The sequence below is a fragment of the Pseudomonas sp. A125 genome (assembly GCF_055409485.1).
The window spans coordinates 56,836-70,526 of sequence record NZ_JBUZVP010000023.1 but is presented as its reverse complement, the minus strand read 5'-3'; the positions used below and the strand labels follow the sequence as shown (position 1 = coordinate 70,526).

The window sequence follows — 13,691 nt, the reverse complement described above, 5'->3', positions numbered from 1 at the left end:
GGGTCCGTGCCCTTCGCTTTCTCATGTGCTGACGCCTTGATGGCTGTGTTGATGCACATGAATAACAAGATTCCATTAGCCACGCCCGCTGACACCGGGCCAACGAAGAACTTTGAACCATGGCCACTATCCACGTAGACGGCAAAGAGCTCGAAGTCGATGGGGCAGACAACCTGTTACAGGCGTGTCTGTCGCTAGGCCTCGACATTCCATATTTCTGCTGGCACCCCGCCCTTGGCAGCGTTGGCGCTTGCCGCCAGTGCGCGGTCAAGCAGTACACCGACGAGAACGACACCCGTGGTCGTATCGTGATGTCCTGCATGACCCCTGCCACCGACGGCAGCTGGATTTCCATCGAAGACGAAGAAGCGAAAGTGTTTCGCGCCAGCGTCGTCGAATGGCTGATGACCAACCACCCGCACGACTGCCCAGTGTGTGAGGAAGGCGGCCATTGCCACCTGCAAGACATGACCGTGATGACCGGCCACAACGAGCGCCGGTATCGCTTCACCAAGCGTACTCACCAGAACCAGCAACTGGGCCCGTTCATTTCCCACGAGATGAACCGCTGCATCGCTTGCTACCGCTGCGTGCGCTTCTATAAGGACTACGCCGGCGGCACCGACCTCGGTGTATTCGGCGCCCACGACAACGTGTACTTCGGTCGCGTTGAAGACGGCACCCTCGAAAGCGAGTTCTCCGGCAACCTCACCGAGGTCTGCCCGACCGGTGTGTTCACCGACAAGACTCACTCCGAGCGCTACAACCGTAAGTGGGACATGCAGTTCTCGCCGAGCATCTGCCATGGCTGCTCCAGCGGTTGCAACATCTCCCCGGGCGAGCGCTACGGCGAACTGCGTCGGATCGAAAACCGCTTCAACGGTTCGGTCAACCAGTACTTCCTGTGCGACCGTGGCCGTTTCGGCTATGGCTACGTCAACCGCGAAGACCGCCCGCGTCAGCCACTGCTGGCCGATGGCGCCAAGTTGAGCCTGGACGCGGCGCTGGATAAAGCCGCTGACTTGCTGCGCGGTCGCAACATCGTCGGTATCGGTTCGCCCCGCGCCAGCCTTGAAAGCAACTATGCGTTGCGCGAGCTGGTAGGTGCCGAGCACTTCTACTCGGGTATCGAAGCCGGTGAACTGGAGCGCATCCGCCTGGTGCTGCAAGTTTTGAACGACAGCCCGCTGCCGGTTCCGAACATGCGCGACATCGAAGACCACGACGCGATTTTCGTCCTCGGTGAAGACCTGACCCAAACCGCCGCCCGTGTTGCCCTGTCCCTGCGCCAGTCGGTGAAAGGCAAGGCTGAAGACATGGCCGACGCCATGCGCGTGCAGCCATGGCTCGACGCTGCGGTGAAGAACATCGGCCAGCACGCGCTGAACCCGCTGTTTATCGCCAGCCTGACCGCCACCAAGCTCGACGACATCGCTGAAGAATGCGTACACGCCGCGCCCGACGACCTGGCTCGCATCGGTTTCGCCGTGGCCCACGCCATCGACGCCAGCGCACCGGCCGTTGAAGGCCTGGACGCTGAAGCCGTTGAACTGGCCAAGCGCATCGCCGACGCCCTGCTGGCCGCCAAGCGTCCATTGATCATTGCCGGTACCTCGCTGGGTTCCAAGGCGCTGATCGAAGCTGCTGCCAACATTGCCAAAGCCTTGAAGCTGCGCGAAAAGAACGGCTCCATCAGCCTGATCGTGCCGGAAGCCAACAGCCTCGGCCTGGCCATGCTCGGTGGCGAGTCCCTGGACGCTGCGTTGCAAGCCGTGACCGACGGCAATGCCGATGCGATCGTGGTACTGGAAAACGACCTGTACACCCGCACTGATTCGGCCAAGGTCGACGCAGCGCTGAACGCGGCCAAAGTGGTGATCGTTGCCGACCACCAGAAAACCGCCACCAGCGACCGCGCCCACCTGGTACTGCCGGCCGCCAGCTTTGCTGAAGGCGACGGCACCCTGGTCAGCCAGGAAGGCCGCGCCCAGCGCTTCTTCCAGGTGTTCGATCCGAAGTACATGGACGCCAGCATCCTGGTTCACGAAGGCTGGCGCTGGCTGCATGCCCTGCGCGCTACCCTGCTGAACCAGCCGATCGACTGGACCCAGCTCGACCACGTGACTGCCGCCGCCGCAGCAGCCGCACCGCAACTGGCACGCATCGTCGATGCGGCGCCGTCTGCCTCGTTCCGCATCAAGGGCATGAAACTCGCCCGTGAACCGCTGCGTTACTCCGGCCGTACGGCCATGCGGGCTGACATCAGCGTGCATGAGCCACGTACCCCGCAAGACAACGACACCGCGTTTGCCTTCTCCATGGAAGGTTACTCGGGTTCGGTCGAGCCTCGTCAGCAGGTGCCGTTTGCCTGGTCGCCGGGCTGGAACTCGCCGCAAGCCTGGAACAAGTTCCAGGACGAAGTCGGTGGTCACATTCGTGCTGGCGACCCGGGCACCCGCCTGATCGAAAGCACCGGTGACTCGCTGAACTGGTTCGCCAGCGTTCCGCGTCCATTCAACCCGGCCCAGGGTACCTGGCAGGTTGTGCCGTTCTTCCACCTGTTCGGCAGCGAAGAAACCTCTTCCAAAGCCGCCCCGGTACAAGAGCGCATTCCAGCCGCCTACGTATCCGTAGCCAAGTCCGAAGCCGACCGCCTGGGCGTCCACGACGGTGCCCTGCTCAGCTTGAACGTAGCCGGCAAGACCCTGCGTCTGCCACTGCGTATCGACGAAGAGTTGGGTGCTGGCCTGGTTGCATTGCCAAAAGGCCTCGCCGGGATTCCTCCCGCGATCTTCGGCCTTACCGTTGACGGTCTGCAGGAGGCAGCTCAATGACTTGGTTCACCCCTGAAGTGATCGACGTGATCATCGCGGTGGTCAAGGCCATCGTGATCCTGTTGGCCGTGGTCGTGGCGGGCGCCCTGCTCAGCTTCGTCGAACGTCGCCTGCTGGGCTGGTGGCAGGACCGTTACGGTCCGAACCGCGTTGGCCCGTTTGGTATGTTCCAGATCGCCGCCGACATGCTGAAAATGTTCTTCAAGGAAGACTGGACCCCGCCGTTTGCCGACAAGGTGATCTTCACCCTGGCACCGGTCGTGGCCATGAGCGCCTTGTTGATTGCCTTCGCAGTCATCCCGATCACCCCGACCTGGGGCGTGGCGGACCTGAACATCGGCTTGCTGTTCTTCTTCGCCATGGCCGGCTTGTCGGTCTACGCGGTGCTGTTCGCCGGTTGGGCCAGTAACAACAAGTTCGCCCTGCTGGGCAGCTTGCGGGCTTCGGCCCAGACCGTGTCCTACGAAGTGTTCATGGGCCTCGCGCTGATGGGCATCGTGGTGCAGGTGGGCTCGTTCAACATGCGCGACATCGTCGAGTACCAGGCGCAGAACCTGTGGTTCATCATTCCGCAGTTCTTCGGCTTCTGTACCTTCTTCATTGCTGGCGTGGCCGTGACTCACCGTCACCCGTTCGACCAACCGGAAGCGGAACAGGAACTGGCCGACGGTTACCACATTGAATATGCCGGCATGAAATGGGGCATGTTCTTCGTAGGTGAGTACATCGGCATCATCTTGATCTCGGCCCTGTTGGTCACGCTGTTCTTCGGCGGCTGGCACGGTCCGTTCGGCATCCTGCCGCAGCTGGCGTTCTTCTGGTTCTTCCTGAAGACCGCGTTCTTCATCATGCTGTTCATCCTGCTGCGCGCTTCCATCCCGCGTCCACGGTATGACCAGGTGATGGATTTCAGCTGGCGATTCTGCCTGCCGCTGACCCTGATCAATTTGCTGGTGACTGCTGCCGTTGTGTTGTTGAACACGCCAGCGGGCGCGGTTCAGTGAGGATTTGACCCATGTTCAAATATATTGGCGACATCGTTAAGGGTACCGGTACCCAGTTGCGAAGCCTGGTGATGGTGTTCGGTCACGGCTTTCGCAAACGCGACACCCTGCAATACCCGGAAGAAGCGGTGTACCTGCCGCCGCGTTATCGTGGCCGCATTGTCCTGACCCGCGACCCCGACGGCGAAGAGCGCTGCGTGGCCTGCAACCTGTGCGCCGTGGCGTGCCCGGTGGGTTGCATCTCGCTGCAGAAAGCTGAAACCGAAGACGGTCGCTGGTACCCGGACTTCTTCCGCATCAACTTCTCGCGCTGCATTTTCTGCGGCCTCTGCGAGGAAGCTTGCCCGACCACCGCGATCCAGCTGACACCGGATTTCGAGATGGCCGAGTTCAAACGTCAGGACCTGGTGTACGAGAAAGAAGATCTGCTGATCTCTGGTCCCGGTAAAAACCCTGATTACAACTTCTATCGTGTTGCAGGTATGGCCGTTGCCGGTAAGCCCAAAGGCGCCGCACAAAACGAAGCCGAGCCGATCAACGTGAAGAGCTTGCTGCCTTAAGGAAGAAAGATGGAATTCGCTTTCTATTTCGCATCGGGTATTGCAGTGGTGTCCACGCTTCGCGTGATCACCAACACTAACCCCGTGCACGCCCTGCTCTACCTGATCATTTCGCTGATCGCCGTGGCCATGACCTTCTTCAGCCTCGGCGCACCGTTCGCCGGTGTGCTGGAAGTGATCGCCTACGCCGGCGCCATCATGGTGCTGTTCGTGTTTGTGGTGATGATGCTCAACCTGGGGCCGGCTTCGGTCGCCCAGGAGCGCGTCTGGCTCAAGCCCGGCATCTGGCTCGGCCCGGTGATCCTGGCAGCCCTGCTGCTGGGTGAACTGCTGTATGTGCTGTTCGCTCACCAGAGCGGCCAGGCCATCGGCCACACCACCGTAGACGCGAAAGCCGTGGGCATCAGCCTGTTCGGCCCGTACCTGCTGGTGGTCGAACTGGCTTCGATGCTGCTGCTCGCTGCAGCCATCACCGCCTTCCACTTGGGCCGCAACGAAGCCAAGGAGCAATGACGATGCCTGCTATCCCTTTGGAGCATGGTCTGGCGGTCGCCGGCATCCTGTTCTGCCTTGGCCTGGTCGGCCTGATGGTTCGCCGCAACATTCTGTTCGTGTTGATGAGCCTGGAAATCATGATGAACGCCGCGGCACTCGCGTTCATCGTGGCCGGTAGCCGTTGGGGCCAGCCGGATGGACAAGTGATGTTCATCCTGGTGATCAGCCTGGCAGCCGCCGAGGCCAGTATTGGCCTGGCGATCCTGCTGCAACTGTATCGTCGCTTCCACACGCTTGATATCGACGCTGCCAGTGAGATGCGCGGATGAACATGATCTTTCTGACTTTCGTATTTCCCCTGATCGGTTTCCTGCTGCTGTCGTTCTCCCGTGGACGCTGGTCGGAAAACCTCTCGGCCTTGATCGGCGTGGGTTCCATTGGCCTGTCGGCGATTGTCGCCGCCTACGTCATCTGGCAATTCAATGTCGCACCGCCTGAAGGCGGTCACTACACCCTGGTGCTGTGGCAGTGGATGTCGGTGGAGGGCTTCAAGCCCAACTTCGCCCTCTACGTCGACGGCCTGTCGATCACCATGCTGGGCGTGGTGGTGGGTGTAGGCTTCCTGATCCACCTGTTCGCGTCCTGGTACATGCGCGGTGAGGCGGGTTACTCGCGCTTCTTCGCCTACACCAACCTGTTTATCGCCAGCATGCTGTTCCTGGTGCTCGGCGATAACCTGTTGTTCCTGTACTTCGGCTGGGAAGGCGTGGGCCTGTGCTCGTACCTGTTGATCGGTTTCTACTACAGCAACCGCAACAACGGTAACGCAGCCCTCAAAGCCTTTATCGTGACCCGGATCGGCGACGTGTTCATGGCCATCGGCCTGTTCATCCTGTTCCAACAAGTGGGCACGCTGAACATCCAGGAACTGCTGGTGCTGGCACCGCAGAAATTCCAGGTCGGCGACTTCTGGATCACGCTGGCGACCCTGATGCTGCTGGGTGGCGCTGTCGGTAAATCGGCACAACTGCCGCTGCAAACCTGGCTGGCGGATGCGATGGCCGGTCCTACCCCGGTGTCGGCACTGATCCACGCCGCCACCATGGTGACCGCCGGTGTCTACCTGATCGCCCGTACCCACGGCCTGTTCACCCTGGCGCCGGAGATTCTGCACCTGGTGGGCCTGGTGGGTGGCGTGACCCTGGTACTGGCAGGTTTTGCGGCCCTGGTTCAGACCGACATCAAGCGTATCCTCGCCTACTCGACCATGAGCCAGATCGGCTACATGTTCCTGGCCCTGGGCGTTGGTGCCTGGGACGGCGCGATCTTCCACCTGATGACCCACGCCTTCTTCAAGGCCCTGCTGTTCCTTGCTTCCGGTGCGGTGATCGTTGCCTGCCACCACGAGCAGAACATCTTCAAGATGGGCGGCCTGTGGAAAAAACTGCCGTTGGCCTACGCCAGCTTCGTCGTCGGCGGCGCGGCGTTGTCGGCCCTGCCACTGGTGACCGCAGGTTTCTACTCCAAGGACGAAATCCTCTGGGAAGCCTTTGCCAGCGGTAACCACGGCCTGCTGTACGCCGGCCTGGTAGGTGCGTTCATGACCTCGCTGTACACTTTCCGCCTGATCTTCATCACGTTCCACGGTGAAGCCAAGACTGAAGCGCATGCAGGCCATGGCATTTCCCACTGGCTGCCGCTGTCGGTGCTGATCGTCCTGTCGACCTTCGTCGGCGCCATTATCACCCCACCGCTGGCCGGTGTACTGCCAGAAAGCGCCGGCCATGCCGGCGGCGCTGCCAAGCACAGCCTGGAAATCGCCTCGGGCGCCATCGCCATCGCCGGTATCCTGCTGGCGGCACTGTTGTTCCTTGGCAAGCGTCGCTTCGTGACGGCCGTGGCCAACAGCGGCATTGGTCGCTTCCTGTCGGCCTGGTGGTTCGCCGCGTGGGGCTTCGACTGGATCTACGACAAACTGTTCGTCAAGCCCTACCTCGCCATCAGCCACGTACTGCGCAAAGACCCGCTCGACCAGACCATCGGTTTGATCCCGCGTGCCGCCAAGGCCGGTCACACCGCCCTGAGCCGCAGCGAGACCGGCCAATTGCGCTGGTACGCGGCTTCCATGGCGGCGGGTGCCGTGCTGGTGATCGGCGCCATCGTTGTGGTAGCGGTCTGACTATGAACATTGCGTACTTTGCGAACTTGCGAAAGGAAACGAGCCCGTCATGATTCTGCCCTGGCTAATCCTGATCCCCTTTATCGGCGGCCTGCTCTGCTGGATGGGTGAACGCTTCGGCGCCACCCTGCCCCGCTGGATTGCGTTGCTGACCATGTCCCTGGAACTCGCACTCGGCCTCTGGCTGTGGGCCCATGGCGACTATTCATTTGCTCCGGCACCGGGTGTCGATCCAACTTTCGCGCTTGAATTCAAGCACGTGTGGATCCAGCGCTTCGGCATCAACGTGCACCTGGCCCTCGACGGCCTGTCGCTGTTGATGATCCTGCTGACCGGCCTGCTGGGTATCCTCTCGGTACTCTGCTCCTGGAAAGAAATTCAGCGTCACGTGGGTTTCTTCCACTTGAACCTGATGTGGATCTTGGGCGGTGTTGTCGGCGTGTTCCTTGCGCTGGACCTGTTCATGTTCTTCTTCTTCTGGGAAATGATGCTGGTGCCGATGTACTTCCTCATCGCGCTCTGGGGTCACAGTTCTTCGGACGGCAAGAAAACCCGGATCTACGCGGCGACCAAGTTCTTCATCTTCACCCAGGCTTCCGGCCTGATCATGTTGGTGGCGATCCTGGGTCTGGTACTGGTCAACTTCAACAGCACGGGCGTGATCACGTTCAACTACGCCGACCTGTTGAAAACCAAGATGTCCCTGACCACCGAGTACATCCTGATGCTGGGCTTCTTCATCGCGTTCGCGGTGAAGCTGCCGGTGGTGCCGTTCCACTCCTGGTTGCCTGACGCTCACGCCCAGGCGCCGACCGCTGGTTCCGTTGACCTGGCCGGTATCCTGTTGAAGACGGCGGCCTACGGCCTGCTGCGTTTTGCCCTGCCGCTGTTCCCGAATGCCTCGGCCGAGTTTGCGCCGATCGCCATGACCCTCGGTCTGATCGGGATCTTCTACGGTGCGTTCCTGGCCTTTGCCCAAACCGATATCAAGCGTCTGATTGCCTTCTCGTCCGTTTCCCACATGGGTTTCGTCCTGATCGGCATCTACTCCGGTAGCCAACTGGCGCTGCAAGGCGCGGTGATCCAGATGCTGGCTCACGGTGTGTCGGCAGCAGCACTGTTTATCCTCAGTGGCCAGCTGTACGAGCGCCTGCACACTCGTGACATGCGTGAGATGGGTGGCGTGTGGTCGCGTATTGCCTACTTGCCGGCCATCAGCCTGTTCTTCGCCGCCGCATCGCTGGGCTTGCCGGGTACCGGTAACTTCATCGGCGAGTTCCTGATCCTGATGGGTGCCTTCGTGCATACACCGTGGATCAGTGCGATCGCGACTTCAGGCCTGGTGTTCGGTTCGGTCTACTCGCTGATCATGATCCACCGTGCGTACTTCGGCCCGGCCAAGTCCGACACCGTGTTGCACGGCATGGACGGTCGCGAACTGATCATGGTGCTCGGCCTGGCGGTACTGCTGGTGTTCATCGGCGTGTACCCGCAACCGTTCCTGGATACCTCTGCCGCAACGATGCATGGCGTGCAGCAATGGTTCAGCACCGCCTTCACTCAACTCGCTTCGGCCCGGTAAGAGCGCTATGGAATTCACGATCCAACACTTTATCGCGCTTGCGCCGCTGCTGATCTCCAGCCTCACCGTTGTGGTGGTGATGCTGGCGATCGCATGGCGGCGCAACCACTCCCAGACCTTCCTGATTTCCGTGGCAGGTTTGAACCTGGCCTTGCTGTCGATTATCCCGGCACTCAAGGTCGCACCGCTGGCGGTGACGCCGCTGTTGATGGTCGATGACTTCGCGCTGCTGTATATCGCGCTGATCCTCGTGGCAACCCTGGCCTGCGTTACCCTCGCCCACGCCTACCTCGGCGAAGGCGGCACCGGTTACCCAGGCAACAAGGAAGAGCTGTACCTGCTGATCCTGCTGGCTGCGACCGGCGGTATCGTGCTGGTCAGCGCCCAGCACCTGGCCGGCTTGTTCATCGGCCTGGAACTGCTGTCGATCCCGGTCTACGGCCTGGTGGCGTATGCCTTCTTCAACAAGCGCTCCCTGGAAGCCGGCATCAAATACATGGTGCTGTCGGCTGCAGGTTCAGCGTTCCTGTTGTTCGGTATGGCCCTGCTCTACGCAGAAGCCGGCAGCCTGAGCTTCAGCGGTATCGGTCACGCCCTGGCAGCCTCCGGCAGCCCTGCGCCAATCGCCCAATTGGGCCTGGCCATGATGCTGATCGGCCTGGCGTTCAAGCTGTCGCTGGTGCCGTTCCACCTGTGGACCCCGGACGTGTACGAAGGCGCCCCGGCGCCGGTGGCCGCGTTCCTGGCTACCGCGTCGAAAGTCGCCGTGTTTGCCGTGATGGTGCGTCTGTTCCAGATCTCGCCGGCGGCCAACACCGGTGTACTCAGCAACGTGCTGACCATCATCGCGATCGCCTCGATCCTGTTCGGTAACCTGCTGGCGCTGACGCAGAACAACCTCAAGCGTCTGCTGGGTTATTCGTCGATCGCACACTTTGGCTACCTGCTGATCGCCCTGGTGGCGAGCAAGGGCCTGGCGATGGAAGCCATCGGCGTGTACCTGGTCACCTACGTCATCACCAGCCTGGGTGCATTCGGTGTGATCACACTGATGTCCTCGCCTTACAAAGGCCGTGACGCCGACGCCCTGTACGAATACCGCGGCCTGTTCTGGCGCCGTCCGTACCTGACCGCCGTACTGACCGTGATGATGCTGTCCCTGGCCGGTATCCCGCTGACCGCCGGCTTCATCGGCAAGTTCTACATCGTGGCAACCGGTGTCGAGGCTCACGAATGGTGGTTGGTGGCTTCCCTGGTACTGGGCAGCGCCATCGGCGTTTTCTACTACCTGCGCGTGATGGTCACCTTGTACCTGATCGAGCCAAACCTGCGCCGTGTGGACGCCGAGTTGCACTGGGAACAGAAAGCAGGCGGCGTGATGCTGCTGGCAATCGCCCTGCTGGCGTTCTTCCTGGGTGTTTACCCACAACCGTTGCTCACCCTGGTGCAGCATGCGGTGATGGCGGGTTGATCGCTTAGTCAAACGCAGCAAGCAAAACGGCGCCTTAGGGCGCCGTTTTGCGTTTCTGGAGAAGGTAATCTTGTCAGGTTGAAGAAGCCTGCCTCCCGTAGCAGCTGTCGAGCTCAAGCGAGGCTGCGTCGGCCACGCCGTCGTTATAGAGCCAGGCACAAGATCAAGTTGAGCCGACGCAGCCTCGCTTGAGCTCGACAGCTGCTACGACAGCTCCAGCAGTGGCGGTAAATCCGCAATCAAATCCTGAACTGCCCCACCAACTGCCCCAACCGCTGCCCCAGGTCTGCCAGGCTGCGGGAGGTCTGGGCGCCCTGTTGGGTTTCATCCGCCACGCTGTCCACCGCCACCGCGATCTGATGCACGCTGCGGTTGATCTCTTCGGCCACGGCGGTTTGTTCTTCGGCGGCGCTGGCGATTTGCGCGTTCATCGAGTTGATGGTGCCGATCAACTGCGCGATGGTGTCCAGGGACGCACCCGCTTCATTGGCCTGGGCGGACGTGCCGTCGCCGGCATCACTGGAGCGGCGCATGGATTCCACGGCGGCTTCGGTGCCTTTTTGCAGGCGGTCGATCATGCCTTGGATTTCCTGGGTGCTTTGCTGGGTACGGCTGGCCAAAGCCCGTACTTCGTCAGCAACTACGGCAAAACCACGGCCGGCCTCCCCTGCCCGCGCGGCTTCAATGGCGGCGTTGAGGGCAAGCAAGTTGGTCTGCTCGGCGATCGAGCGGATCACCCCCAACACGCTGACAATCGATGACACGTCCTGCTGCAAGCTGTCCAGGGACACACCGCTGCTACGAATGTCGTTCACCAGCGCATGAATCTGCGCGATGCTGGCGTCCACGACTTTTTTCGCGGCCTGACCTTCGGCGTCGGTCTGTTGCGCCGCCACCGCCGCGCCTTGGGCACTGCGCGCCACTTCGTGGGCAGCAGAAGACATTTCGTTGATCGCGGTCGCCACCTGGTCCGTCTCGTGACGCTGGCGCTCCATGGCTTTTTCCGAGCGATTGGCTTGCTCGGCGACCTGGCTTACGAGGCCGGTAAGCTGGGAGGTCATTTCGGTAATCTGGCGCACCAGGCCGTGGATCTTGTCGACAAACCGGTTGAACGAGCCCGCCAGTTCGCCCAGTTCATCCTGGCTGGTAATGGCCAGGCGGCGGGTAAGGTCGCCCTCACCGGCAGCGATGTCGTCCAGATTGACCTTCATCAGCTGCAACGGCCGCAGGATGGTATTGGCCACGAGCATGCCCACGGCGGCAATCACCAACAGCACCACCACGGCAATCCCGATGATGCTCAACAGCACACCTTCCATGCGCTTTTCCACCTTGGCCTGAACCTCGGCGACCTGGGCGTCGATGCCATCCAGGTTCACCGACGTACCGATCACCATGTCCCACTTGGGCAGGTATTCGGTGTAGCCAAGCTTGGGTACCAACTCGGTTTGGCCGGGCTGCGTCGAGCTGTATTGCAAGTAATGAGTGCCATCCTTGCCGACCTTCACCAGGTCGCGGTTGACGTAGACGCCATTCGGGTCGCGGTTATCCTTGAAGCTTTTGCCAACGCCGTCCGGGCTGTTGCCCTTGAACAGGCGAATGGTCTCGGAGTCATAGCCGAAGAAATAACCGTCCTTGCCGTAGCTGGTGTTGGACAGCAGCTTGACCACCTGCGCCCGCACAGCTGTGTCGCCCGGGGCGGCAGCGTCGTACAGCGGCTTGATGGTGGTCATGGCCACCTCGACGTAGCCGCGCAAGGTGGCCTTGGCGTCGTTGAGCAGGTTCTGACGGGTTTCTTCGACCTCGTTACGGGCCTGCTCCTGGAGGATCCAGACCGTCGTCAGGCTGATAATCAGGGCAAACAACAGTACGGGCAGTACGGCGAGGGACAGGACTTTGGCCTTCAGGCTAAGGCGCATGGCTTTTCTCTCTTATTCAAGGAAGACTTGAGAGGTTAACGGCCAGGCGCCCCGATTCTGTAGGACAACCCTGTCAGAGGGTCATTGCGGCAAACCAGCCAAACGCCAGCAGCGGAATGTTGTAATGCAGGAAGGTGGGCACCACGGTGTCCCAAATATGATGGTGTTGGCCGTCGATGTTCAAACCCGAGGTCGGGCCCAAAGTGGAGTCCGACGCTGGTGAGCCGGCATCGCCCAGCGCCCCGGCGGTGCCGACGATGCACACGATAGCCAGCGGGCTGAAGCCCAGCTGCACGCACAGCGGCACAAAGATCGCCGCCAGGATCGGCACCGTGGAAAACGACGAGCCGATGCCCATGGTCACCAGCAAACCCACCAGCAGCATCAGCAACGCGCCCACGCCGCGGCTATGGCCGATAAACGCCGCCGAAGCTTGCACGAGTGTCTGCACTTCGCCGGTGTCCTTGAGCACTTCGGCAAAACCCGACGAGGCGATCATGATGAAGCCAATCATCGCCATCATCTTCATGCCTTCGGTGAACAGGTCATCGGTGTCGCGCCAGCGCACGATGCCCGACACCGAAAAGATCAGGAACCCGGCCAGGGCGCCGATGATCATCGAGTCCAGCCACAGCTGGATGATGAACGCCGAGGCAATCGCCAGGCCGGCCACCAGCAATGTGAGCGGGTTGTATTGCACCGCCACCTGCTCGACCCGCTCGATCTTCTCCAGGTCGTAGACACGCTTCTTGCGGTAGCTGATAAACACCGCCACCAGCAGGCCGACCACCATGCCCAGCGCCGGGAGGCCCATGGCATGGGTGACGTTGACCTGGCTGATGTCGACCCCGCTCTTGGCCACGTTGGCCAGCAGGATCTGGTTCAGGAAGATGTTGCCGAAGCCCACCGGCAGAAACATGTAGGGCGTGATCAGGCCGAAGGTCATGACGCAGGCTATCAACCGGCGGTCCAGTTGCAGCTTGGTCAGCACGTATAAAAGTGGCGGTACCAACAATGGGATAAACGCAATGTGGATAGGCAGGATGTTCTGCGAGGCGATTGCGACCACCCAGAGCAAGCCGATCAACAGCCACTTGACGTGGCTGCCGCCCGTGGCTTCCTGGCGATCTACCAGCAGCAGGGCTTTGTCCGCCAGCGCATGGGCCAGGCCGGACTTGGCAATCGCCACGGCGAAGGCGCCGAGCAGCGCATAGGACAACGCCACCGTGGCACCGCCTCCCAGGCCGCTGTTGAACGCCTTGAGCGTTGCGTCGATGCCCAGGCCGCCGGTCAGGCCACCCACCAGGGCGCCGACAATGATCGCGATCACCACATGCACGCGGGACAGACTGAGCACCAGCATGGTGCCGACCGCGGCGATTACTGCATTAATCATCGTTACCTCAAGCCAGAAAACGTAAAAAAGCACGCACCTGCCCGGGCGGCTGTCGGGAACGGCTGCCGCAAATCAGGTTTTAAAGGTGTTTTATTAGAGGGCGCGCACTTTGCAGCACCCGGCCTGGCTTGTCAAAACTGTGGGGAGGGGTGCCAAGCCCCCTCACCACAAAGCCCCCTCACCACACAAACAGGTTTAAATTGAACGTTTGAATAAAGAAAACTCCTGCGCGGCCGATACAAGCAGATCGT

10 protein-coding genes and 1 pseudogene are annotated in these 13,691 nt (G+C 61.1%); 8 read left to right on the top strand and 3 right to left on the bottom strand.

All coding sequences use genetic code 11. The features are described from left to right. The first annotated feature begins 119 nt into the window (after window positions 1–119). The 8 genes from nuoG to nuoN are packed head-to-tail and all read left to right on the top strand — an operon-like array spanning window position 120 to window position 10,125. Window positions 120–2,834: an NADH-quinone oxidoreductase subunit NuoG gene (gene nuoG / locus ACZRN6_RS26150; protein WP_464009189.1), complete on the top strand. Its 2,715-nt coding sequence runs from the start codon at window positions 120–122 to the stop codon at window positions 2,832–2,834. Beyond that, complete coding sequence (gene nuoH, locus ACZRN6_RS26145; protein WP_088426354.1) at window positions 2,831–3,838, top strand: NADH-quinone oxidoreductase subunit NuoH; 1,008 nt, start codon at window positions 2,831–2,833, stop codon at window positions 3,836–3,838. The genes nuoG and nuoH overlap by 4 nt, the downstream gene beginning before the upstream one ends. 11 nt (window positions 3,839–3,849) lie before the next feature. Beyond that, on the top strand, window positions 3,850–4,398 hold the full coding sequence (nuoI, locus tag ACZRN6_RS26140) for an NADH-quinone oxidoreductase subunit NuoI (protein ID WP_003174725.1): 549 nt from the start codon (window positions 3,850–3,852) through the stop codon (window positions 4,396–4,398). A gap of 9 nt (window positions 4,399–4,407) precedes the next feature. Next, a complete protein-coding gene (gene nuoJ, locus ACZRN6_RS26135; protein WP_003219561.1) occupies window positions 4,408–4,911 on the top strand; it encodes an NADH-quinone oxidoreductase subunit J in 504 nt (167 codons plus the stop codon). A 2-nt stretch (window positions 4,912–4,913) separates the two neighbouring features. Further along, window positions 4,914–5,222, top strand: coding sequence for an NADH-quinone oxidoreductase subunit NuoK (nuoK, locus tag ACZRN6_RS26130; protein WP_003219560.1), 309 nt, complete (start codon window positions 4,914–4,916; stop codon window positions 5,220–5,222). Beyond that, the gene (gene nuoL / locus ACZRN6_RS26125; protein ID WP_464009188.1) at window positions 5,219–7,072 is read left to right on the top strand and encodes an NADH-quinone oxidoreductase subunit L; all 1,854 of its coding nucleotides are present in this window, start codon (window positions 5,219–5,221) and stop codon (window positions 7,070–7,072) included. The genes nuoK and nuoL overlap by 4 nt, the downstream gene beginning before the upstream one ends. 49 nt (window positions 7,073–7,121) lie before the next feature. Next, window positions 7,122–8,654: an NADH-quinone oxidoreductase subunit M gene (nuoM, locus tag ACZRN6_RS26120; RefSeq protein WP_017476147.1), complete on the top strand. Its 1,533-nt coding sequence runs from the start codon at window positions 7,122–7,124 to the stop codon at window positions 8,652–8,654. 7 nt (window positions 8,655–8,661) lie between these two features. After that, window positions 8,662–10,125 (top strand): NADH-quinone oxidoreductase subunit NuoN, encoded by a 1,464-nt coding sequence (nuoN, locus tag ACZRN6_RS26115; protein WP_088426352.1) that lies wholly within the window; start codon window positions 8,662–8,664, stop codon window positions 10,123–10,125. 239 nt (window positions 10,126–10,364) lie between these two features. Here nuoN and ACZRN6_RS26110 read toward each other — a convergent pair whose 3' ends face one another. The 3 genes and pseudogenes from ACZRN6_RS26110 to ACZRN6_RS26100 form a co-directional block, all read right to left on the bottom strand. Continuing rightward, window positions 10,365–11,120, bottom strand: coding sequence for a methyl-accepting chemotaxis protein (locus ACZRN6_RS26110; RefSeq protein ID WP_416350689.1), 756 nt, complete (start codon window positions 11,118–11,120; stop codon window positions 10,365–10,367). A gap of 102 nt (window positions 11,121–11,222) precedes the next feature. Beyond that, window positions 11,223–12,044 (bottom strand): annotated as a pseudogene (locus tag ACZRN6_RS26105) (cache domain-containing protein); the annotation flags it as partial. 73 nt (window positions 12,045–12,117) lie between these two features. After that, entirely contained in the window at window positions 12,118–13,437 is a 1,320-nt protein-coding gene (locus ACZRN6_RS26100) for a Na+/H+ antiporter family protein (RefSeq protein WP_464009212.1), read from the bottom strand. Between the last annotated feature and the right edge of the window lie 254 nt (window positions 13,438–13,691).